This window comes from Arthrobacter sp. alpha11c (genome assembly GCF_054149985.1).
The window spans coordinates 2227453-2250408 of record NZ_CP196747.1; the positions used below are offsets into that span (position 1 = coordinate 2227453).

The following is a 22956-nucleotide window of genomic DNA, read 5'->3' on the forward strand; positions in this document are numbered from 1 at the left end:
TTAAACAGAACCGGTGGCTATGGTCTTTCCACCATAGCCACCGGTCAGCTGTTTTCGCGGAATGCTAGCCCTTGAAACGCGGGAACGCGCTGCGGCCGGCGTAGCGTGCGGCGTCGTCGAGTTCTTCTTCGATGCGCAGCAGCTGGTTGTACTTGGCGACGCGCTCGGAGCGGGCCGGGGCACCGGTCTTGATCTGGCCCGCGTTGGTGGCAACGGCGATGTCAGCAATGGTGGTGTCCTCGGTTTCGCCGGAGCGGTGCGAGGTGATGGTGGTGTAACCGGAACGCTGGGCCAGGGAAACGGCGTCCAGGGTCTCGGTCAGGGAACCGATCTGGTTGACCTTGACCAGCAGGGAGTTGGCCGTGGCCGTCTCGATGCCCTGCTGCAGGCGGACCGGGTTGGTGACGAAGAGGTCATCGCCAACCAGCTGGACCTTGTCACCGATGGCGTCGGTGAGGGTCTTCCAGCCTTCCCAGTCGTTCTCGTCCAGCGGGTCTTCAATGGAGACCAGCGGGTAGTCGGCAACGAGCTCGGCGTAGTAGGCGCTCATTTCCGAGGCGGTCAGTGCCTTGCCTTCGAACTGGTAAGCACCATCCTTGTAGAACTCGGAAGATGCAACGTCCAGGGCAAGGGCGATGTCCGTACCCGGGGTGTAGCCGGCGTTCTTGATGGCTTCCTGGATCAGGTCCAGTGCAGCGCGGTTGGACGGCAGGTTGGGGGCGAAGCCACCCTCGTCACCGAGGCCCGTGGAGAGGCCCTTTTCCTGGAGGACAGCCTTGAGGTTGTGGTAGACCTCAACGCCCCACCGCAGGCCTTCGGAGAAGGTCTCGGCGCCGATCGGGGCGATCATGAATTCCTGGATGTCAACATCGGAGTCGGCGTGCGAGCCACCGTTGAGGATGTTCATCAGGGGAACCGGCAGGACGTGTGCGTTCGGGCCACCGAGGTACTTGTACAGCGGCAGGTCCGAGGAAGCAGCAGCTGCGTTGGCAACGGCCAGGGAAACACCCAGGATGGCGTTGGCGCCGAGCTTGCTCTTGTTCGGGGTGCCGTCGAGGTCGATCATGGCCTGGTCGATGCTGCGCTGGTCCGTTGCGTCGAAACCAATGAGTGCCGGCGAGATCTCGTCGATGACCGCGTCAACGGCCTTCTGGACACCCTTGCCGAGGTAACGGCCCTTGTCGCCGTCGCGGAGTTCAACAGCTTCGTGCTCGCCGGTGGAGGCGCCGGAGGGAACTGCTGCGCGGCCGATCTGGCCGTCGGAAAGCAGGACCTCAACTTCTACGGTCGGGTTTCCGCGGGAATCAAGGATTTCGCGGGCGTGAATGGCATCGATAAGCGCCATGGATGTGCTCCTTATGGGCAAATTACAGGAATGTGGAGGGAAATTCTCAACGTCCTCGTCGCTACTAGCGTAGTCGAGAGTGGCTTAGGTTACGGAACGGGTTCAAACTCCTCACGTCATGAAGGCTGGGCCTTCCCGTTCTGAAACGATCGAACTGCTGCGCGGAGGGCACGCTCGGCGTCGAGCCCTTGCTCCCGGGCGCCGGCAACAACGGCGAGCAACAGCTCACCGAGCGCCTCTTCCGAGTCTGGAATCGCAGGAAGCCCGACGGCGGTTGCCCGGCTTTGGGCGTCGATCGACAGACCCGCACGGGCAGCACGGTCCAGGGACTTTTGCGCCCCTGCCAAGGCAGGCAGGTGCGGCGGAATTCCCTCGAACGGATCGGCACGGCCGGATTTCTCGGCACGCTTCACGGCATCCCACTTCAGGATGATTTCCTCGACCGTCGCCGGGAACGTTGCCTGCAGCGAACCGTCCGCCTTGAACACATGGGGATTGCGGCGGACCATCTTCGCGTTGATGCCGCGGGCTACAGCATCAAAGTCGAAGCTGCCGCGCTCCTCGGCAAGACGGGCGTGAAGCACCACCTGAAGCAGTACATCGCCGAGCTCGCCGCGAAGTTCATCGTCCCTGGCCGGTGAATCCCCGGCCTCGATCGAGTCCACAACCTCGTAGGCTTCCTCGATCAAGTACTCCACCAAGGATTCATGCGTCAGCGCACCCATCCAGGGGCAGTGCTCCCGCAGTGAAGCGACAGTCCGGATCAGCTCCGTAATCCCCGTCCCGGACTCGTTAGCCGAGGTTGGCGTAAGCATCGTTGATGTACTCGACCAAAGCTTCACGCTCGTCCAGCGGCAGGAACGCGGCCTCTGCGGCGTTGAGCGTCAGTTCGAGCAAATCATCGAGGTCGTAGTCGAAAGTCTCCACCAGGAGCTCAAACTCGTCCGTCAACGTGACACCGCTCATGAGCCTGTTGTCCGTGTTGATGGTGACGTTGAAACCGAGCTGGAAAAGCATGTCCAACGGGTGGCTCTCGATGCCTTCGCCAAAGCTGGAGATAGCGCCAGTCTGGAGGTTCGATGACGGGCAGATTTCCAGGGCGATTCCGCGGTCACGTACCCAGGCGGCCACGCCGCCGAGGGTCACCATGCCGATGGTGTCCTCGCCGTCGTCGTCGGAGTTGTCTTCGAACTCCACCGTGATGTCCTCGGCAATACGCACCCCGTGGCCGAGCCGCAAAGCGCGTCCGTCCACGAGGGCCGACTGGATGCTGTCCAGACCTGCGGCCTCACCGGCGTGGACCGTGGCCGGGAAGTTGTTCTCGGCAAGGTAGGTGAACGCGTCCTTGAAGCGGGAGGGCAGGAAGCCGTCCTCGGCGCCTGCGATGTCGAAGCCGACAGCGCCGTTGGCGCGGTGTCGAACAGCGAGCTCCGCGATTTCCTGGCCGCGGTCCGCGTGGCGCATGGCAGTGATGAGTTGCCCCACCTGGATCTGCTGGCCGCGTTCTTCCGCCGCATCCACGCCGGCTTCGAGGCCATCCTGGACCGCTTCCACCACTTCATCCAGGGTCAGGCCCTTCTGCAGGTGCTGCTCGGGGGCCCAGCGGACTTCACCGTAAACGACGCCGTCCTCGGCAAGGTCCTCCACGAATTCCTTGGCGACCCGGAACAGGCCCTCCTTGGTCTGCATTACGGCAACCGTGTGGTCAAACGTTTCCAGGTACCGCACCAGCGAACCGGAGTCGGCGGATTCGCGGAACCATTCGCCCAGGGCAACAGGATCGGTGGAGGGCAGCGTGTGGCCGACGGCTTGCGCCAGTTCGATGATGGTTACAGGCCGCAGTCCTCCGTCCAAATGGTCGTGGAGGGAAACCTTGGGAAGGCTCTTCAAATCGAAGTCGAGGGCAGGGGCAGCGTCAACAATGGGCTCAGTCACGTACTAAGACTAATCCCCACGGCTGCCATGGACTCGTTTCAGGTGCCCGCTGTGGTCGCCAAGGGATGGCAGGAGCTTAGCCAGCAGGCTTGGAAAGGTCGACGCCGGCGACCGCCTTTTGCGTCAACTCCTGCGGGTTCGCCGTGGGCGCCTTCGCAGTTGCAGCGGCAGCGCGGGCCTGATCCTTCTTCTCCGTGTCCTTCTTCTCCAGATGCTTGTGCCACCAACGAAGGACGTGGTCCACAACAATGCCCAGGATCACCGCAAACGCCACGGCAATACCCACGCCGAGCAGCGGGTTGTTGTGCACCCATTGGCCAGCGAGCAGGCCGATGCCGATGGAGTAGCAAACCCAGGTGACACAGGCAAAGGCATCCAAGAAGAAGAATGTCCTGTGGCGGAACCCGGTTTGGCCCGCCACGTAGTTCACAGCCACACGTCCCCAGGGAATGTAGCGGGCCGTGAAGATCAGGACTGCCCCACGTTTGTCGAGCTCATAGTGGGCCCAGGCAAACATCTTCTGAACCTTGGGGCGCCGCATCCACTTCCAGCGCGTCAAACCGATCTTGCGGCCCAGCATGTACGCCATGTTGTCACCGGCCATGGCACCAACCAGGGCCGTGGCCCCCAGAATCCAAAGGTTCGGCTGACCGCTGTGAAGGGACAGCGCCGACAGCCCAACAATGGCTGTTTCACTGGGAAGGATGGTGGCGAATCCGTCGATGAAGAAGAAGACGAGGAGTACCGGGTAAATCCAGGGCTGCCCAGCTGCATGCTCGAGCATTTGGTTCAAAAACTCCACGCGGCGGTAGCTCCTAGGCGAATATGACTTGACACTGTGACGGAAGTCGCTCTTAGTGTCCCATGGCCGGGACGTCGTTCGCTACGCCCCAGCCTCGGGATCACCCGCTTAACGCTACGCGTGGACTACGCGTTCCGTCGTCAACCGCCGGGCTGATCTCCCGGCGTCGTTCATGTCATACCGTGGGTGGAGGCGGCGCTTCTTCCTCAGTAATAGTCGAAGCGTCTTCGACGTTGCTGCGGTCCAGCGGCGCCGATCCCCTGACCTTGCTGATGATGCGGTCGATGATGATGCCCAGGATCACCGCCACCACAATTGCAATCACTGCACCCAACAGGTGGTTGTGCTCGAACCAGACCCCAAAGAAGTACCCGAGGACCACTGAATAGCTGGCCCACAGGATGGCCGACATTGCAGTGAGTCCAACAAAGCGGCGGTGATGGAAGTGCGTGGCACCGGCCGTGAGGTTCACTGCCACCCGGCCGATGGGAATGAAGCGCGCCACCATGATGAGTGAGGCTGACCGCCGTCGAAGTTCCTTCCCGGCCCAGCGGAAGGCGCCCTGCATGCGCTGCGTGCGCATCCAGCGCCAACGCTGGACCCCGATCCGGTGGCCTATCAGGTAGGCAATGTTGTCACCTGAGAAAGCGCCAATTGCTGCCATGACCCCGAGCAGCCACACGTGGGGTGAGCCTCCGCCGCCGGAGACAGCACTCAAGCCGACCACCACAGACTCGCTGGGGATGGGTGGGAAGAAACCGTCGATCAGACAGCAGGCCAACACAAGGAACAACACCCACGGCTGCTCGGCCGCGGCGAGAATGAAATCGTTGATGGCCTGCACGGGATCTAAGCCTAGGCGATCCTGTCGATGATCAACTGATGGGCTGGTCGTGAGCCCTCAGGTGCAATCACCACGGCGTCCTGTAGCGCTTCCTTGGCCCTCTCGAACTTCTCAGGAGTATCTGTCAACAGGGTCATCAAGGGCTCGCCGGCCCTGACCAGCGCGCCCGGTTTGGCATGAAGCCGCACACCGGCTCCGGCCTGGACTTTGTCCTCCTTGCGGGCGCGGCCAGCTCCGAGGCGCCACGCGGCAACGCCGACGGACAAGGCATCCAGTTCCACCAGAACGCCATCAGCCGGGGCGTAGACCACCTCGGATTCCTTGGCCACCGGCAACGCCGCTCGCGGATCACCGCCCTGTGCTTCGATCATCCGGTTCCAGACGTCCATGGCGCGCCCATCCTTGAGGGCAGCCGCGGGATCGGCATCGTGAATGCCGGCACCGGCCAGCATCTCCTCGGCCAGGCGGACAGTCAGTTCGACGACGTCTTCCGGACCGCCGCCCGCAAGGACCTCCACGGATTCCTCCACCTCGATGGCGTTGCCTGCTGTCAGGCCCAGTGGCGTGGACATATCGGTCATCAAAGCCACCGTGTGAACGCCCGCATCCTTCCCCAAGGCCACCATGGTCTCCGCCAGCTCACGTGCCCGCGCCTCATCCTTCATGAAGGCGCCGGAACCCACCTTCACGTCCAATACCAACGAGCCGGTGCCTTCTGCGATCTTCTTACTCATGATGGAGGAAGCAATCAGTGGGATCGCTTCCACCGTTCCCGTGACATCGCGCAGGGCGTAGAGCTTCTTGTCAGCCGGCGCCAGACCGGATCCGGCAGCACAAATGACCGCTCCGACGTCCTGGAGCTGCGCCATGATCTCCTCATTGCTCAAGTTCGCACGCCATCCGGGGATCGCTTCGAGCTTGTCCAAGGTGCCGCCGGTGTGGCCGAGTCCACGGCCGGACAACTGCGGAACGGCCACCCCGAAGACCGCCACCAGCGGAGCCAACGGGAGCGTAATCTTATCCCCCACCCCACCGGTGGAGTGTTTGTCGCTGGTAGGTTTCCGGCCGCCGTCGGGCGTTGTCAGCGCGGAGAAGTCCATCCGCTCCCCCGAGGCGATCATCGCCGAAGTCCAGCGTGAGATTTCCTCGCGGTTCATGCCGTTGAGCAGGATGGCCATGTTCAACGCCGCCATCTGCTCCTCGGCGATAACACCCCGGGTATAGGCGTCGATGGTCCAGTCGATCTGTTCGGGTGTGAGGGTGCCTTTGTCGCGTTTGATGGAGATGATCTGAACGGCGTCGAAGGCTTCAGTGCTTCTCACGTGGTTTCCTCCAGGTTTTCGGGACCAAAGGCGTCAGGCAGCACCTGGTCCATGGATTTGATTCCCTGCGTTGTCATGAGCTGCATTCCGGGAGCCCGGAATTCGTAGAGCAGCTGACGGCAGCGTCCGCATGGCATGAGGACGTTCCCTTGGCCATCGACGCAGTAGAAAGCCGCGATCCTGCCCCCGCCGGTCATGTGGAGTTGTCCCACCAGGGCGCATTCAGCGCAGAGCGTCAGGCCATAGCTGGCGTTCTCCACGTTGCAGCCGCTAACGATCCTGCCGTCCTCGGTGAGGGCCGCAGCCCCCACCGGGAACTTGGAATACGGGGCATAGGCCCGTTCCATGGCCTGTACTGCAGCTTCTTCCAGTGCATGCCAATCGACGTCAACCGTTGGCATCGTCAACCCTTCACATACGGTATGCCGCTTGCGGCAGGTGGCCGCGACCTACCCACCAAACCGGCGACGGCGAAGATGGTCACCAGGTACGGCAGCATGGCCATGAACTGGCTTGGCACCGGGGTGCCAATGATGCCCAGAATCGATTGCAGGTTGTACGCAAAGCCGAACAGCAGCGAGGCGAGGAAGGCACCAATCGGATTCCACCGTCCAAAGATCAGTGCCGCCAGGGCGATGAAGCCACGGCCACCGGAGATTTCCTTGGTGAAGGAGTCGATGGTCACCAGCGTGAACACGGCACCACCGATGCCGGCGATCGCACCGCCAAGCGTCACGTTCCAGAAGCGGGTGGCGTTGACGTTGATGCCGAGGGTGTCCGCGGCCTGCGGGTGCTCGCCGACAGCGCGGACTCGCAAGCCCCAACGGGTCTTGAACAGTCCGAACCAGACGACTGCTACAGCCACATACATGAGGTAGCCGGCGATGGATTGCTTGAACAGGATGGGCCCGATGATGGGAATGTCCGAAAGGAACGGAATTGGCAGAATATCCAGGCGGCCAGGGGTGTTGAAACGCTCCTTGTTGGTCACCATGACTGTGCCGAACAGGAAGCCGGTGAGACCTGAGACCAGCACATTCAGGACAACGCCCACAATGATCTGGTTGACGAGGTACTTGATGCTGAAGACCGCGAGGACCATGGACACGACGGCGCCAGCGGCTGCGGCAGCAATCAAGCCGACATAGGGGCTGCCGGTCACCGTTGCCACCAAAGCGGCGGTGAAAGCTCCGCCCAGCAACTGGCCTTCAATGGCAATGTTCACCACGCCCACCCGCTCGCACAGGACACCGGAGAGGGAGCCAAACACCAAGGGAACAGCCAAAGTCACCGAACCCGCAACCAGGCCGGCAAGAGAGATGGACGGCTGGCGTGCACCGGCAACAATCCATACCAGCAAGGCGAAAACGAAGACCACGGCGAAGGCGATCGGCAACCACTTGGGAGACCGCTCCCCCCGCGTCCACAGGTAGATCGAGTAAGCGGCCATGGCCAGGAGCACGATGGCCAGGACTATGCCACCTACCTGGCCTGGAATCGCCAGCGCCGGGACGGCAAAGGCGTCGCCGGGATCGCTGATCTTCATCTCTGCTGTCTGGTCCGGACCCATGAGACCGAAGAATACGAGCGCAATGAGCGCCAGGACGCTGAGCGAAACCGGGACCTTCAAAGATGGGCGGAGCCCGGGCAATGCTGTTGCTCCCGCTAGGGGCGCGGTGGATGTTGCGCTCACTTGGCACCTCCGGTGGCGTTGGCAAGGGCAGCTTTCCGAGCGGCCTTCGGTGTCTTGTTCTTCTTCTTGGGCTCAAGCCGGAAAACCGACCTGATCAGCGGGGGCGCTGCGATGAACAGGACGATCAGCGACTGGACCACCAACACGATGTCGATGGGCGTGCCCGTCTGGATCTGCATCTGAACCGCACCGGCCCGGAAAGCACCGAAGAGCAGGCCCGCGAAGAACGTCCCCCATGGAGTGCTTCGGCCAAGCAGTGCAACGGTGATGGAGTCGAAGCCAATCTGGGCCGCAATTCCGCCCGTCAACACCTTTTCCGTACCGGCCACCTGGGCAACCCCGCCGAAGGCAGCGAGCGCGCCGGCAAAGGCCATCACCAGGATGGTGGCACGGGGTACCTTGACCCCGGCCGTCCGTGCGGCCACCGGGTTGGCACCAACAGCGCGGAACTCAAAGCCAATGGTGGAGCGGTTCAGCATCCACCACACGCCGTACGTCAGCAGGACGGCCACCAGGAAGCCCAGGTGGAGCCGGGAATTTGGGATGAGCACAGGGTAGGTGGCAGTCTCATCCAGCCGGGGTGAGATGGGGCTGTTGTCCCCCGGGCGCCGGAAGGCCGCGGTGTTCAGGAGGAAGTCCAAAAGGAACAGCGCCACGTAGTTCAGCATGATCGTCACGATGACCTCGTGAGCGCCGGTCCTGGCTTTGAGGATGCCAACTATCGCACCCCATGCAGCGCCTCCGAGGACGCCCATGATGATGACCAGCAGCAAGTGGAGCCCGAACGGCAAGTGCCAGGTGAAACCAACATAGGCAGCCAGCGTGGCGCTGATGATGATCTGGCCCTGGGCACCGATGTTGAACAGGCCGGCCCGGAAGGCCAAGGCAACGCCGAGGCCTGCACAGATCAGGGGCGTGGCTACCGTCATTGTTTCAAGCAGGGGCATGAAACCTTGGCGGGGGTTGAAGACCGAGCCTTGGAACAACGCGACGTAGCTCTTGGTCATGGCATTCCACAGCGCCAGCAGGAAGTCGCTGGGCCGTGCGAAGAAATAACCCGCGCTCTCGGAAACCTTCTTATCCGTGCTGGCAATGAGCAAACCGCCCAGGAACAGCGCCACGATAACCGCCAGGACGGACACGAAGCCGTTGCCCATGACGATCCTGCGCATCGTGCTGCCTTGCCGGTGACCGGTGTCCCCGCTCTGCGAGGACACGGGAACGATTGACGGTTCCAGCGTGCCGCCAGCGGTGTCGAGTGCGACGTCCGCCGCACGCACTTCCGAGGTAGATTCCTCGGGGGTCTGGTCCTTACTCGTCATGGGAGCCTCCTTCCGGGCCGACGCCAGCCATCATCAGGCCGAGGGTGTCACGGGGAGTTCCGGCAGGGACAATGCCCACCAGCTTCCCCTTGTAAAGCACAGCGATCCTGTCCGCGAGTTCGATCACTTCATCGAGTTCCGTGGAGATGATCATCACCGGTGTTCCGACGTCCCGCTCGGCAACTATGCGTTTATGCAGGAATTCGATGGAGCCAACATCTACGCCGCGCGTGGGCTGGCTTGCGATGAAAAGCCTCAACGGCCTGGACAACTCGCGTGCCATGACAACCTTTTGCTGGTTGCCACCGGAGAGGGTTCCGGCCGCAGCTCCCGCCGACGGCGTCCTGATATCGAACTCCTGAATCTTGGCTTCGGCATTTTCCGCCACTTTGGAAGGCTTCATGCTGATGCCGCTGGCAAATGGTGCTTGGTCGTAAAGGTCCAGCACCAGGTTCTCGGCAACAGAAAAGGGGCCAACCAGCCCGTCCACTGTTCGGTCTTCAGGCACAAAGCCGACGCCGGAGCGCAGCACGTCCTTGACCGGAAGGCCCAGGAGCTGCTTGCCGTCCAGTGTCACGGATCCCGTGACGTGCGGCTGGATACCGAGGATGGCTTCCGTAAGTTCCGTCTGGCCGTTGCCTTGGACACCGGCGACGGCGAGGATCTCGCCTTGGGCGATGTCGAAGCTGATGCCGTCCACCACGTTGGTTCCATTGGGGGCGCGGACTGTCAGGTCCTTCACCACGAAGGTTGTTTCCTTTGGCTGGGCGGCGGCTTTGTCCAAGGTCAGGCTAACGGGGCGGCCCACCATCATGGAGGCAAGTTCCGTGGCCGAGGCCGTGGGTGGAGCATCGCCTACTACCTTGCCGCGGCGGATTACCGTGATGACGTCGGCGACAGCCTTCACTTCTCGAAGCTTGTGCGAAATGAACACGATGGATGTGCCGGATGCTTTGAGCTGGCGCATGATGTCCAGTAGCTCATCCGTTTCCTGCGGTGTCAGGACTGCCGTGGGTTCATCGAGGATGAGCACCTTGGCGTCCCGGACCAACGCCTTGATGATCTCGACGCGCTGCTGGACGCCCACGGGCAGGTCCTCCACGAGGGCGTCAGGATCGACGTCGAAGCCGTACTTCTTTGAAATGTCCCGGATTTTCTTCCGGGTTTCATCAATGCTGAGGACGCCGCCAAAGGACGTCGGCTCTGCGCCGAGGGCCACGTTTTCGGCGACTGTGAAGACGGGAACCAGCATGAAATGCTGGTGGACCATGCCAATACCGGCGGCCATGGCGTCGCCCGGGCCCCGGAAGTTGACCGTCTTGTCGTCAACGAGGATTTGTCCGGCCGTCGGTTCATAGAGTCCGTACAGCACGTTCATGAGGGTTGATTTTCCGGCGCCATTTTCGCCGAGGAGGCAATGGATCTGGCCGGATTCGACCACGAGGTCGATGTCTTGGTTGGCGTAGAAGGTCCCGAAAGCTTTCGAGATCCCCTTCAATTCGAGTTTCACAACTCCCACCGTTCTTTGAGTCCGAGGGACGGCTGTACTGCTCAAAGCCATTGGCTTTGAGCAGAAGCCTATTCTTGCGAGGGCCAGCAAGATAGGCGCTGGGGTCCGCTAGATAGGCGCTGGTCAGGGCAAAAACGCGCCGCCAGTACCGGCACTCGGTACTGGCGGCGCGTCCAGGAATTGTTACTTCTTGGGGCTTGCCGCTGATTCGACAACCAGCTTGCCGGACACGATGTCCGCCTTCAAGGCGTTGAGCTCGGACTTGGTATCTGCGGAGACTGCGGAATCGAGGTCGTGGAACGGTGCGATGGCAACGCCTTCGTTGGCAAGCGTGCCAACATAGGCTTCGTTGCTGAACTTGCCTTCCTTGTCGTCCTTCACCACGGTTTCCACGGCCTCACCCATCTGCTTGACCACGGAGGTCAGCATGAGGTCCTTGTACTCAGGAGCAGTGAGGTAGCCATCGGAGTCAACCCAGATGAGCTTGACGTCCTTGCCGGCAGCCTTGGCTTCCTTGAGGGCTGCACCTGCGCCCTTGCCCACCGGGCCGGCAACGGGCATCACAATGTCCGCACCCTGGTCCAGGAGGTTCTTGGTGATCTGCTTGCCGGTGTCCTGCTTCTCGAAGTCGCCTGTGAACGAGCCATCCTGGGTGGCCTTGTCCCAGCCGACTACCTGGACGGACTTGCCCTTGGCCTTGTTGTAGGCCTGGACGCCGTCATAGAAACCGTCCATGAAGATGGTGACCGTAGGGAGCTTGATGCCGCCGAAGGTTCCCACCTTGCCGGTCTTGCTCGCCGATGCAGCGGCGTAGCCTGCGAGGTAGGCTGCCTGGGCGGTGTCATACACCACCGGCTTCACGTTGGCGACGGGCTCCTTGTAGGAGAAGTCGATGATCGCGAAGTGCTTGTCCGTGTTCTTCTGCGCTGCTGCCTTGGTGGCGTCGCCCAGGAGGAAGCCCACCGTGATGGTCATGTTGCAGCCAGCGGAAACCATGCCGTTGAGGTTGGTCTCGAAGTCGCTGTTCGCCTTGGACTCAGCTGACTTCATGGTGATGCCAAGGTCCTTTTCGGCCTTCTGCAGACCCTCGAAGGAGGACTGGTTAAAGGACTGGTCATCGAATCCACCGGAGTCGGACACAATACAGCCGATGTAGTCGCTCTTGGTGGGGGCGCCGGAACCGGCGTCGGGAAGCTTGTCCGCAACCGCTGAGCAGGAGCGCTGCCGCTCCCGCAGTTGCAATACCGGCCATTGAACCGCGCTTAATTGAACCGCGCTTAAGGGTGGCACGCAGTGGGTTCTTCAATTTTCCTCCAGGAAGAAAGTGAGTCGCGCTACGACGGATGGTCAATGAGTGTCCGTTTCGAATACCCGAGGCAGAAATTCTGTTTTCACTGAAGTTCGCAGCACTGCGCCGAAGCGCCTTGATACCCACAACACTAGTGGCGTGGACCACAGGCAGGTAGCACAATCCAGTCCTCATGGGCAGATTGTTGACCTTTTGTTACCAAGCAGTAGCCGGGCGCGCAAGTCACACCCGGCCCCACCCCAACGTCAGAGCCTGACGAGCATCTTTCCGGTGTTGGCGCCGTCCAGCAGATCAATGAATGCCTGTGGTGCGTTCTCCAGGCCGTCCACGATCGTCTCGTCGTAACGGACGGTCCCGTCAGCCAGCCAACCGGCCATCTTCTCCGCGAATTCCGCCGCGTGCTGACGCTGGCCGCCAACGAGGAATCCACGCAGGGTCAGCTGCTTGCCAATCGCCAGGGCCAGGTTCCTAGGGGCCGCCGGCGGTTCGGTGGAGTTGTATTGGGCAATGGCACCACACATGGCAACGCGCCCGCCCACAGTGAGCGTAGCGAGAGCGGCTTCGAGGTGCTCGCCGCCCACATTGTCGAAGTACACATCGACGCCACGCTCCCCCGCAGCTTCCCGCAACTGCTCAAGAACGGGGCCGTCGTTGTAGTTGAAGGCGGCGTCGAAACCGAGCTCCAGCAGCCTGGCGACCTTTTCGGCAGAACCGGCACTGCCGATCACCTTGCTGGCTCCGGACGCCTTGGCAATCTGGCCCACCATGGATCCCACAGCGCCGGCCGCACCGGACACGAAGACAACATCGCCTTCTTTGAACTCGGCCACCTTGAGCAGGCCCGCATACGCGGTCAGGCCCGTCATGCCCAAGGCACCAAGGAACGCCGATGTTGGAGCAAGGCCGCTTGGAACCGTGGTCGTCGCGGCCGCGTCCACCACCGCGTGCTCGCGCCACCCCAACTGATGCACGACGACGTCACCCACCTTGTGCGCGTCGGACCTGGACGCGATCACCTCACCTACCGCACCGCCGTCGAGCGCTGCATCCAGGCGGAAAGGAGCCGAGTAGGACTTGACGTCGTTCATGCGTCCGCGCATATAGGGGTCCACGGACATGAACTGGTTGCGGACCAGGACCTGGCCGTCCTGCAGGTCCGGCAGCCCGGAGGCGGCCAGCCGGAAGTTCTCCGGCGACGGGCGTCCTACCGGGCGTGACGCGAGCTGGATTTCGCGGGTTTCCACTGGCGTGCTGGTAGCGGCGCTCATGCTGCGAACTCCACGAGCTTGAGGTCTACGGCCATGTTCCCGCGGGTGGCATTGGAGTAGGGGCAGATCTGGTGCGCCTTTGCCATCAGTTCTTCCGCCTTTTCGCGATCCAAGGCGGGCAGGGCGATCTCCAGCTCGGCGGCCAAGCCGTAGCCCTCGCGGTCAGTGAATGCGCCGAAGTGGACCTTGGCGGCCACGGCGGAATCGCTGAGGTCAACGCGTTCCTTGCGGCCCACCAGGCGCAGCGCGGAATGGAAGCATGCCGCGTAGCCGGCGGCGAACAACTGCTCGGGGTTGGTGCCCTGGCCGTTGCCTCCGAGCTCAACCGGGCTGGCGAGGGCGACGTCGAGCTTGCCGTCGTTGGTGCGGGCGTTGCCATCGCGGCCTTCGCCGGAGGCCAAAGCCTCGGCAGTATAGAGAGTCTTCACGAATCTTCCTTTTCTCTTGGACATCAGTGGGCTTGTGTGTAGTTTTGAAAATTTCTCAGAGTGACTTCTGCAGTGCCGCCGTGAGTTTGCCGAGCGTCGCATGCAACTGCTCAATCTCATCCGCGGAGAGGCCGGCGGCATCCGCGAGGCGCTTGGGGACGGCCTGGGCGCGGCTGCTCAACTCCCTGCCGGCGTCGGTCAGGACCACATCCACCCGGCGCTCATCATCAGCGGAACGGTGGCGCTCAACGAGACCGAGCGCCTCAAGGCGCTTCAGGAGAGGCGACAACGTGCCGGAGTCGAGCCCGAGTTCGGCGCCAAGTTCCCGCACGCTGCGCGGTTCCTCCTCCCACAGGACCAGCATCACCAGGTACTGGGGATATGTAAGGCCCAGCTCGTCCAGCACGGGGCGGTAGACCGCCGTCGCGGCCTTGGACGCCGAATACAGCGCAAAGCAGACCTGGTGGCGGAGGCGGGGTGCATCACTCATGAATAAAACGATAGTGCACAATTCAATTGTGCACAACTCAACTTGGCTCAACTAGGGGACAACACATGTCCCAATGAGTCCTCAGTGGAACACGTGCTGTCCCTTAGTTGGGTTTAGTCCTGGAGGTCGCGGATCGTTCGAAGTGCAGCTGCAGTGAGGACCCGGATGGCGTAGCCGAGAGCGCGTTCATCCACGATGAAGTCGCCACGGTGGAGGTCATATTCCTCGCCACCAGGCGTGTGGGTGCCGAGCCGCATCATGGCACCCGGAAGGTCAGCCAGGAACCAGGCAAAGTCTTCGCCACCCATGGACTGGGGCGTCAGGACCACGGCGTTCTCGCCGAGTTCGGCACGGGCCGCGGCTTCAATCAGCGCAGTCTCATGCTCGGAGTTCACCACGGGAGGAACGCCGCGGGTGTGCTCCAGATGCACGTCCACGCCGTAAGGAGCGGCAACCTGCTTCACGACGTCGTCCAGCAACTCCCCCGCACTGTGCCAGGCATCGCGGTCCAGGCAGCGCATGGTGCCCGCCATGTAGCCAGTGCCCGGGATGGCGTTGGGTGCAGAACCTGCCGAAATCTGGCCCCAAACCACTGACACTCCGCTGCGGACATCCACGCGACGGGAGAGCACGGCGGGTACGTTGACCGCAATTTGCGCCAGGGCAAAGACAAGGTCTTCCGTCAGGTGCGGCCTGGACGTGTGGCCACCGCGGCCCGTGAGTTCGATCTTGATGGTGTCCGATGCCGACGTGATGGCCCCGATCCGGGTGCCGATCTTGCCGACGTTGATCCTGGGATCGCAGTGCAGCGCAAGGATCCTGGGCACGCCGTCCAGCACGCCCTGCTCGATGCAGGACAAAGCACCGCCGGGCATGGTCTCCTCGGCTGGCTGGAAGATGATGCGGACGGTCCCGCCCAGCGGTGTGTTCTTGTGCATCCGCTGCAGCACCAAGGCAATGCCGAGCATGGTGGTGGTGTGGACGTCATGCCCGCAGGCGTGCGTGACGCCGTGGTTCTTCGAAGCGAACGGCAGACCCGTTTCCTCGATGATGGGCAACGCGTCGATGTCACCACGTAGTGCAGTGGCAATCGGACCTTCCCCGATGTCCACCGTGAGCCCGGTTCCTTCAAGGCGGCGCGGCTGTAATCCGGCAGCTTCGAGCCGCTCCACGAGTTTGTCCGTAGTGCGGAATTCCTTGAAGGAGAGTTCAGGGTGCGCGTGCAGATCCCGCCTGAAATCGATGAGTCCAGGCAGGAGCTCATCCACCCACGGACTTACAACGGGAGTCGGCTCGGTTTCAGTGGTGTAATTGCGCACGTCACAACTCTAGCCATCCACGGCCTCGGAAGAACGAAAGCCACCTCTTGGTTACGCTGCGTTCAGGCGCAGGACAACCAAAGAGGTGGCTCACGGTATAAGGGATTGCTACAGGACGTCCGTATCCCCGCTGGCTTTCAAGGCATCAACAGTGCCCTTGACCAACTGGGCATGTTCCTTGGTAGTGACCAGGAGCGCGTCCGGCGTATCCACGATGACCACGTCCTTGATGCCGATAAGTGCGATCACGCGCTTGGTATCGGACACCACTACGCCGCTCGCATTCTCGGCAAACACGCGGGCACCTTCGCCAAGAACGGTCACTTCATCGACGTCGCCGGCATTGTTCAGGCGGCCAATTGCGGCAAAGTCGCCAACGTCGTCCCAGCGGAAAGTACCAGGCACGACGGCGACATCGCCGGCTGCCGCTGCCGGCTCGGCAACCGCGTAGTCGATCGCAATCTTGGGCAGTGTGGGCCAGACACGCGCGGTAACTTCAGCGCGCTGGGGCGTGTCCCAGGCCTCGGCGATTTCCTGAAGGCCCTTGAACAACTCCGGCTGGTTCGCTTCGAGGTGCTGGAGCATGAGCGCTACGGGAGCCACGAACATGCCTGCGTTCCAGACGTAGTCCCCTGCTTCTACGTATTTGTTGGCAACTTCCTGGCTGGGCTTCTCAACAAACTCAGCCACGGCAAGCGCGTTCGGAGCACCTTCCACGTTCAGTGCTGCACCGGAGCGGATGTAGCCGAAGCCGGTGGAGGGGTGCGTGGGCTTGATGCCGATGGTGACGATCTTGCCCGTGGCAGCGGTGTAAATTGCCTCGCGCACGGTGTCCTGGAAGAGGTCGTCAGGGCTGATCACCTGGTCCGCGGCGAACGAACCCATGATGGTTTCCGGGTCGCGGCGGTAGAGGATGGCGGCGGCCAATCCGATGGCAGCACCGGAGTCCTTGGGCTCGCTCTCGAGCACCAGCTCGTCATCGCCCACCTCGGGGAGCTGCCGGCACACAGCGGCACGGTGTGCCTCGCCGGTCACAACGAGCACCCGCTCGCCGGCCAGCGGCTCAAGGCGGTCATAGGTGGCCCTCAACAACGTGCTGCCGGAGCCGGTCAGGTCGTGGAGGAACTTGGGCGCAGCGGCACGCGAGAGTGGCCACAGCCGGGTCCCCACACCGCCCGCCGGAATAACCGCGTGGAAGCGGTTCAATGGAGATTCCGGGAATGTCGCGTCTTCTGTACTCACCGCAACACTTTATCGGACGCGACTGCAAAGCCCCGCAGCACGCCACACATGTGGCCTTCGTCTCACGAAGCACGGGAAATTGCCCAAATATCGCGTAAATACGGGCAGGAAACATGGAATTAACAACCAGAGAAGCGCGTCCTAAATTGAATAAGCTGGTAGCGAAGCCTAGATTTAGGCGTGAGCTACGAGTGCTCTCGCAGCAGGCGTTCCCCCCGCATGGATCCCATGCCAGCGCCGCTGTGTTGCAGGAAGGTTTAATCAGTGCCGACAAAACCAGCTGGCACCTTGTACCGCGGCCGTGAAGGCATGTGGTCCTGGGTTGGACACCGTATTACCGGTGTAGTGATCTTTTTCTTCTTGTTGGTCCATGTGTTGGACACCTCATTGGTGCGCGTGTCCCCTGAGGCCTACACGGCCGTCATTGGTGCTTACAAGAACCCCCTCATGGCCCTGGGTGAAACGGGCCTGGTCGCCGCGATCATCTTCCACGCCTTCAACGGCCTGCGTGTGATCGCCATCGATTTCTGGAAGAAGGGCGCGAAGTACCAGCGCCAAATGCTGTGGATCGTGCTTGCGCTGTGGCTGGTCACGTTCGCCGGCTTCGCTATCCGCCACCTTTCCCTCGCGCTGGGAGGCCACTAGACCATGACGACGATCGAATCCCCCCGCAGCGGAAAAATCGGTGCAGGCAAGATTGCTCCGAAGTACAACCGCTCCGGCCCCAGCCGTGGCAACTTCGAGATGATCGCCTGGCTCTTCATGCGCCTCTCCGGCATCGTCCTGGTGGTGCTGATCTTCGGCCACCTCTTCGTGAACCTGCTGGTGGGTGAGGGTATCCACGCCATCGACTTCGGTTTCGTCGCCGGCAAGTGGGCGGATCCCTTCTGGCAGTTCTGGGACCTCGCCATGCTCTGGCTTGCCATGCTGCACGGAACCAACGGCGTCCGCACCATCATCAACGACTACGCTGAAAAGGACGCCACGCGCTTCTGGCTCAAGGTAGTCCTCTATGCAGCCACGGCTGTCATCATCATTCTCGGCACCCTGGTGATCTTCACGTTCAACCCGTGCCCCGTCGTCGACGGCGTTCAGCTGCCTGGCGGCTTCTGCCCGGCCCCGTAGCGGCTTCCTGGCGCAGCCGGCCGGCCCTGCAGGGAACCGGTTGCGCCTGACTTAGCGGAACAGCCTCCGCCGACCATCTGAATTTTTGAAAGAGAGAGCATCTGGTATGCAGGTCCATAAGTACGACGTCGTCATTGTCGGTGCAGGTGGCGCCGGCATGCGCGCCGCGATCGAATCCGGTCAGCGCGCACGCACAGCGGTACTGACCAAGCTCTACCCCACCCGCTCGCACACCGGTGCGGCCCAGGGTGGCATGTGTGCAGCACTGGCCAACGTCGAAGAAGACAACTGGGAGTGGCACACCTTTGACACGATCAAGGGTGGCGACTACCTGGTTGACCAGGACGCAGCCGAGGTCATGGCGAAGGAAGCCATCGACGCCGTGCTGGACCTGGAGAAGATGGGTCTGCCGTTCAACCGCACGCCCGAAGGCCGGATCGACCAGCGCCGCTTTGGTGGCCACACCCGCGATCATGGCAAGGCACCTGTCCGCCGTGCTTGCTACGCTGCCGACCGTACCGGCCACATGATCCTGCAGACGCTGTACCAAAACTGCGTCAAGCACAACGTTGAGTTCTACAACGAGTACTACGTCCTTGACCTGCTGATCGTCGAAGAAGACGCAGTACGCGAAGACGGTACCCCGTACAAGCAGAAGCGTGTCGCCGGCGTAGTCTCCTACGATCTTGCTTCCGGTGAACTGCACGTTTTCCAGGCCAAGTCCGTTGTGTTCGCCTCCGGTGGTGCCGGCAAGGTCTTCAAGACGACTTCCAACGCCCACACCCTCACGGGCGACGGCATGGGCATCGCCTTCCGCCGTGGCATCCCCCTGGAGGACATGGAGTTCTTCCAGTTCCATCCGACCGGCCTCGCTGGCCTGGGCATCCTCCTCACCGAGGGCGCACGTGGTGAAGGTGCCATCCTTCGTAACTCCGAGGGTGAGCGCTTCATGGAGCGCTACGCCCCCACCATCAAGGACCTTGCACCCCGTGACATCGTGGCCCGCGCCATGGCGAACGAAGTGCGTGAAGGTCGTGGTTGTGGTCCAAACAAGGATTACGTCCTCCTGGACCTGACCCACCTTGAGCCGGCCCACATCGAGGCCAAGCTTCCGGACATCACGGAGTTCGCACGCACCTACCTGGGTGTGGAGCCGTTCACCGATCCTGTCCCCGTGTTCCCCACCGCGCACTACGCCATGGGCGGCATCCCCACCAACATCACCACCGAGGTGCTGCAGGACAACGACACGATCGTGCCGGGCCTCTACGCTGCCGGTGAAGTTGCCTGCGTTTCCGTGCACGGCTCCAACCGACTCGGCACCAACTCGCTCCTGGACATCAACGTCTTCGGCAAGCGGGCCGGTATCGCCGCTGCGGAGTACTCCAAGACAGCTGAATACGTTGAGCTGCCCGAGGACCCCGAGGCAATGACCCGCGGCATCCTCAACGGCCTGCTGACCGGCAACGGCACCGAGCGTGTGGCCCAGATCCGCAAGGAACTGCAGGACACCATGGATGCGAACATGCAGGTGTTCCGTACCAAGGAATCCCTGGAGCAGGTCCTTAGCGACATCGCTTCCTTCGAAGAGCGGTACAAGAACGTCACCGTCCAGGACAAGGGCAAGCGCTTCAACCTGGACCTCCTGGAAGCAGTGGAGCTGGGCTTCCTGCTGGACATGGCCAAGGTCATGACAGTCGGTGCCCTGCACCGTGAAGAGTCCCGCGGTGGCCACTACCGCGAAGACTTCCCGGACCGCAATGACGAAAAGTTCATGAAGCACTCCATGGCTTACCTGGACACTTCCGTCACCGTCGACTCCTCGGCGGAATCTGTTGCGGGCATCCGTCTTGAGACGAAGCCCGTCATCTTCACCCGTTACGAGCCGATGGAGCGTAAGTACTAATGACGACCGAAATGGCAGAGCCCGCTTCCAAGATCGAGCTCCCGGCAAGCGTTGCGGGCGACGGTGAAATTCCCACCTTCCACATCACGCTCCGCGTCCGCCGCTACGATCCCGAGATCTCGGACGAAGCACGCTGGGATGACTACAAGCTGACCATGTACGGCACGGACCGCGTTCTGGATGCCCTCCACAAGGTCAAGTGGGAGATCGACGGCAGCGTTTCCTTCCGCCGCTCCTGCGCACACGGTGTCTGTGGTTCGGATGCCATGCGCATCAACGGCCGCAACCGCCTCGCCTGCAAGACGCTGCTGAAGGACCTGGACACCACCAAGCCCATCACCGTCGAGCCGATCAAGGGCCTCCCTGTGGAGAAGGACCTGATCGTGGACATGGAACCCTTCTTCCAGTCCTTCCGCGAAGTCATGCCGTTCCTGATCAACAAGGGCCATGAGCCCACCAAGGAACGCCTGCAGTCCGTTGAGGACCGTGAGCGCTTTGACGACACCACCAAGTGCATCCTGTGTGCTGCCTGCACCTCCTCCTGCCCGGTCTTCTGGACCGACGGCCAGTACTTTGGTCCGGCCGCAATCGTCAATGCACACCGCTTCATCTTCGATTCCCGTGATGACGCCGGCGACATGCGCTTGGAAATCCTGAACGACAAAGAAGGCGTGTGGCGTTGCCGCACCACCTTCAACTGCTCGGAAGCATGCCCCCGCGGCATCCAGGTGACCCAGGCAATCGCTGAGGTCAAGCAGGCCATCCTGGCCCGCAAGATCTAGTTTGCCGGCCCCCTAAGGAACCAACCGACGACGGCGCCGCTCACCACTTTTGGTGCGTGGCGCCGTCGTCGTTAATCATTTGGCTAACCTGGGCCCGGGCCGGTAGCCGCAAAAGCAAGGAGATCAGCGTGTCACGCCCTGAGAAGATCACTTTCACCGGAAGCACGGGTGACCCCCTCGCCGGCATCGTAGACGTGCCTGAGGGTCCTGTCCGTGGCTGGGGCGTGTACTCGCATGGGCTGACCCTTGGCAAGGACAGCCCTGCTGCCTCTCGGATCTGCAAAGGTCTCGCAGAGCAGGGTGTGGGCATGCTTCGGTTCGACAACCTTGGCCTGGGCGGCTCTGCCGGGGAATGGTCCGCGGGCTCGTTCAGCGTCAAGGTGGCTGACACCATCCTCGCTGCGGGCTTCATGCGGGAGCAGGACAGGCCGGTCTCCTTGCTGGTTGGCCACTCCTTCGGTGGCGCCGCTGTGCTGGCTGCTGCGCGCGACATCCCCGGACTCAACGCCGTGGTGACCGTAGGCGCACCTTACGAGCCAAAGCACGTTGAGCACATGTTCGACGCCGAGATTGATTCCATCCTGCGTGACGGCAGCGCCGTGGTTGACCTCGGTGGCAGGCCCATGGAAATCCGCCGGCACTTTGTGGAGGACGTGGAACGCGCTGACCTGCGCGACTGCATCCGCACCCTCCACAAACCGTTGATGGTGATGCACTCCCCCACCGACAACACAGTGGGCATCGACAACGCCAGCGAAATCTTCCGGACTGCCCGACACCCCCGGAGTTTTATCTCCCTGGAGGGCAGCGAGCATCTCCTCACCGGGAAGGGCCAGGCCGCCCGGGTGGCACGGATCATCAGTGCCTGGGCCGATCCGTATTTGGAAGTCCGCGACGCCTAAGACCAACCCGGGGTCACTTATGGCCCATGTTTCCTTCTGGAAGGGGCCTTAAGTGACCTCGCGTTGTCCTATTTGTTGATGGCGGCCTTGCTCTCACTAAGCCACTGCTCGGCGGCCTTCTCCGGGGTCAGCCGCTTGAACAGTACTTCGGTGTTGATGCGGGCAGTAATCTCAGAGACCGCTGTTGAACCAGTAGGACCGATGAACGTCGGGGCAAAGTCCATCTTCCCGATCTGGTCAATGTAGGCTGCCTCCGCCTTGCCCTGCGGCGTGAGCAGATCCTGGATGGCCGTACGCATGCCGGAGTTGCTGGGTACACCACGGTCGCTCTGGATGATCTTTGCTGCGGCCTCATTGTTCACAAGGAAGCTGACCAGCTTGGCAGCGGCATCCGTGTGCTTGCTGCGCGCGGAGATGGTGTAGAACTGCGATGACTGCAACCAGATGCCGGGCGTGGGCGTCTCCCCAGGCAACTTCAGCAGCTTCAACTCAGCGCCGGAGGCTTTGCTCAGTGCGGTCAGGGAGTTCGTCCAAGTGAGCATCATGCCGGCCTGCCCCATGCCCATGAGTGTCTGTTCAGTGCTGACGTTGAGCTTCTCCACGGTTTCCGAAGCGCTGGGGGCGGCGCCTGACTCGCTGAGTTTGAGCGAGAAATCGAAGTAGTCCTGCACGGTTTGCTTGTCCAGTCCCAGCTGGCCGTCTTGTGTGTACAGCGACTTGCCGCGCTGACGGGCGAAGGCGTCCAGCGAGTCATGCGTGAGGACTGTGGCAGTGCCGTAGGTTCCCTTGGGGCTCTTGGCCGTGATGTCTTCGGCGGTCTTTGCGAAGTCATCCCACGACCATGTGTTGTCGTCCGGTAGGGCAACGCCTGCAGCCTGGAAAACAGCGGGGTTCACTACGATGGCCAAGGCGTTGGCACCAGTGGAGATGCCGTACTGCTTGCCTTGGACCTGCCCGTTTTCAAGGGCTCCTTGGTCCATTTTGGAGAGGTCGAGGGAGCCGTCCACCTTGGACAGATCCAGCAGGGCGCCGCGGTTGGCATATTCGGCGGGGTAGGCACCTCCCATGGTGATGACATCGGGGGCGTCGTTCGCTGCCACTTGGGTAGCCAGCTTGTCGAAATAGCCTCCAATGTCGCCATACTCCGGCTTGACCTTGATGTTGGGGTTGGCGGCCTCAAACTCCTTGATGGCCTTGTTGGTCAGTTCGGCACGGGTGGCGTTGCCCCACCATGAGAACCGGATTTCCACAGGCCCGTCCTCGGCCTGGTTGGATGTGGGGCTCGAGCAGGCTGCGGTGAGTCCCAACATGCTGACGGCTGCTATGAAAGCTATTGACTTCCGGATACTACGGAGAGATTTACGCGTCATTGGGTAGGCTTCTTTCAGACTCAAGAAAACGGTTCCTGAAAC

At 62.0% G+C, this 22956-nt stretch carries 21 protein-coding genes and 1 pseudogene; 5 read left to right on the plus strand and 17 right to left on the minus strand.

What is annotated here, in order from left to right; all coding sequences use genetic code 11:
* Positions 1–64: 64 nt before the first annotated feature.
* From eno to ACTAQJ_RS10175, 16 genes and pseudogenes are all read right to left on the minus strand, one after another.
* Positions 65–1345, minus strand: a complete 1281-nt coding sequence (eno, locus tag ACTAQJ_RS10100; RefSeq protein WP_477515241.1) for a phosphopyruvate hydratase — start codon at positions 1343–1345, stop codon at positions 65–67.
* A 116-nt stretch (positions 1346–1461) separates the two neighbouring features.
* The gene (locus ACTAQJ_RS10105; RefSeq protein ID WP_498701893.1) at positions 1462–2160 is read right to left on the minus strand and encodes a MazG nucleotide pyrophosphohydrolase domain-containing protein; all 699 of its coding nucleotides are present in this window, start codon (positions 2158–2160) and stop codon (positions 1462–1464) included.
* Positions 2138–3280: an adenosine deaminase gene (locus ACTAQJ_RS10110; RefSeq protein WP_498701894.1), complete on the minus strand. Its 1143-nt coding sequence runs from the start codon at positions 3278–3280 to the stop codon at positions 2138–2140. The genes ACTAQJ_RS10105 and ACTAQJ_RS10110 overlap by 23 nt, the downstream gene beginning before the upstream one ends.
* A gap of 76 nt (positions 3281–3356) precedes the next feature.
* On the minus strand, positions 3357–4064 hold the full coding sequence (locus ACTAQJ_RS10115) for a DedA family protein (RefSeq protein ID WP_431120159.1): 708 nt from the start codon (positions 4062–4064) through the stop codon (positions 3357–3359).
* Between the two features lie 193 nt (positions 4065–4257).
* Positions 4258–4926 (minus strand): DedA family protein, encoded by a 669-nt coding sequence (locus ACTAQJ_RS10120; RefSeq protein ID WP_498701895.1) that lies wholly within the window; start codon positions 4924–4926, stop codon positions 4258–4260.
* An 11-nt stretch (positions 4927–4937) separates the two neighbouring features.
* Positions 4938–6248 carry a thymidine phosphorylase gene (locus ACTAQJ_RS10125; RefSeq protein WP_498701896.1) on the minus strand — a complete coding sequence of 437 codons (1311 nt, stop codon included), beginning with the start codon at positions 6246–6248 and terminating at the stop codon, positions 4938–4940.
* Positions 6245–6649 carry a cytidine deaminase gene (locus tag ACTAQJ_RS10130; protein WP_431119015.1) on the minus strand — a complete coding sequence of 135 codons (405 nt, stop codon included), beginning with the start codon at positions 6647–6649 and terminating at the stop codon, positions 6245–6247. The genes ACTAQJ_RS10125 and ACTAQJ_RS10130 overlap by 4 nt, the downstream gene beginning before the upstream one ends.
* Before the next feature lie 2 nt (positions 6650–6651).
* Positions 6652–7941 (minus strand): ABC transporter permease, encoded by a 1290-nt coding sequence (locus tag ACTAQJ_RS10135; protein WP_431119014.1) that lies wholly within the window; start codon positions 7939–7941, stop codon positions 6652–6654.
* On the minus strand, positions 7938–9263 hold the full coding sequence (locus ACTAQJ_RS10140) for an ABC transporter permease (protein ID WP_498701897.1): 1326 nt from the start codon (positions 9261–9263) through the stop codon (positions 7938–7940). Before ACTAQJ_RS10140 ends, ACTAQJ_RS10135 begins: the two co-directional genes overlap by 4 nt.
* A complete protein-coding gene (locus ACTAQJ_RS10145) occupies positions 9253–10773 on the minus strand; it encodes an ABC transporter ATP-binding protein (RefSeq protein WP_431119010.1) in 1521 nt (506 codons plus the stop codon). The genes ACTAQJ_RS10140 and ACTAQJ_RS10145 overlap by 11 nt, the downstream gene beginning before the upstream one ends.
* 183 nt (positions 10774–10956) lie before the next feature.
* Positions 10957–12025 (minus strand): annotated as a pseudogene (locus ACTAQJ_RS10150) (BMP family lipoprotein).
* A gap of 302 nt (positions 12026–12327) precedes the next feature.
* Positions 12328–13350: an NADP-dependent oxidoreductase gene (locus ACTAQJ_RS10155; protein WP_498701898.1), complete on the minus strand. Its 1023-nt coding sequence runs from the start codon at positions 13348–13350 to the stop codon at positions 12328–12330.
* Positions 13347–13778: an organic hydroperoxide resistance protein gene (locus tag ACTAQJ_RS10160; RefSeq protein WP_431119008.1), complete on the minus strand. Its 432-nt coding sequence runs from the start codon at positions 13776–13778 to the stop codon at positions 13347–13349. The genes ACTAQJ_RS10155 and ACTAQJ_RS10160 overlap by 4 nt, the downstream gene beginning before the upstream one ends.
* 55 nt (positions 13779–13833) lie before the next feature.
* Positions 13834–14268: a MarR family winged helix-turn-helix transcriptional regulator gene (locus ACTAQJ_RS10165; protein ID WP_498701899.1), complete on the minus strand. Its 435-nt coding sequence runs from the start codon at positions 14266–14268 to the stop codon at positions 13834–13836.
* A 113-nt stretch (positions 14269–14381) separates the two neighbouring features.
* Positions 14382–15587 (minus strand): amidohydrolase, encoded by a 1206-nt coding sequence (locus ACTAQJ_RS10170; protein ID WP_477520819.1) that lies wholly within the window; start codon positions 15585–15587, stop codon positions 14382–14384.
* 108 nt (positions 15588–15695) lie between these two features.
* A complete protein-coding gene (locus ACTAQJ_RS10175; RefSeq protein WP_431119004.1) occupies positions 15696–16829 on the minus strand; it encodes a mannose-1-phosphate guanylyltransferase in 1134 nt (377 codons plus the stop codon).
* Positions 16830–17138: 309 nt separating this feature from the next.
* Here ACTAQJ_RS10175 and sdhC point away from each other — a divergent pair, with 309 nt between their 5' ends.
* The 5 genes from sdhC (at position 17139) to ACTAQJ_RS10200 (ending at position 21544) form a co-directional block, all read left to right on the plus strand.
* Positions 17139–17474 carry a succinate dehydrogenase, cytochrome b556 subunit gene (gene sdhC / locus ACTAQJ_RS10180; protein WP_231343329.1) on the plus strand — a complete coding sequence of 112 codons (336 nt, stop codon included), beginning with the start codon at positions 17139–17141 and terminating at the stop codon, positions 17472–17474.
* A 3-nt stretch (positions 17475–17477) separates the two neighbouring features.
* Positions 17478–17954 (plus strand): succinate dehydrogenase hydrophobic membrane anchor subunit, encoded by a 477-nt coding sequence (locus tag ACTAQJ_RS10185; RefSeq protein WP_431119003.1) that lies wholly within the window; start codon positions 17478–17480, stop codon positions 17952–17954.
* Positions 17955–18060: 106 nt separating this feature from the next.
* Positions 18061–19860, plus strand: coding sequence for a succinate dehydrogenase flavoprotein subunit (gene sdhA / locus ACTAQJ_RS10190; RefSeq protein WP_498701901.1), 1800 nt, complete (start codon positions 18061–18063; stop codon positions 19858–19860).
* On the plus strand, positions 19860–20642 hold the full coding sequence (locus ACTAQJ_RS10195; RefSeq protein ID WP_011773975.1) for a succinate dehydrogenase iron-sulfur subunit: 783 nt from the start codon (positions 19860–19862) through the stop codon (positions 20640–20642). The genes sdhA and ACTAQJ_RS10195 overlap by 1 nt, the downstream gene beginning before the upstream one ends.
* 128 nt (positions 20643–20770) lie before the next feature.
* Complete coding sequence (locus tag ACTAQJ_RS10200) at positions 20771–21544, plus strand: alpha/beta hydrolase (RefSeq protein WP_498701902.1); 774 nt, start codon at positions 20771–20773, stop codon at positions 21542–21544.
* A 68-nt stretch (positions 21545–21612) separates the two neighbouring features.
* On the opposite strand, the gene ACTAQJ_RS10205 is transcribed toward ACTAQJ_RS10200, so the two are convergent.
* Entirely contained in the window at positions 21613–22914 is a 1302-nt protein-coding gene (locus tag ACTAQJ_RS10205) for an ABC transporter substrate-binding protein (protein WP_498701903.1), read from the minus strand.
* Between the last annotated feature and the right edge of the window lie 42 nt (positions 22915–22956).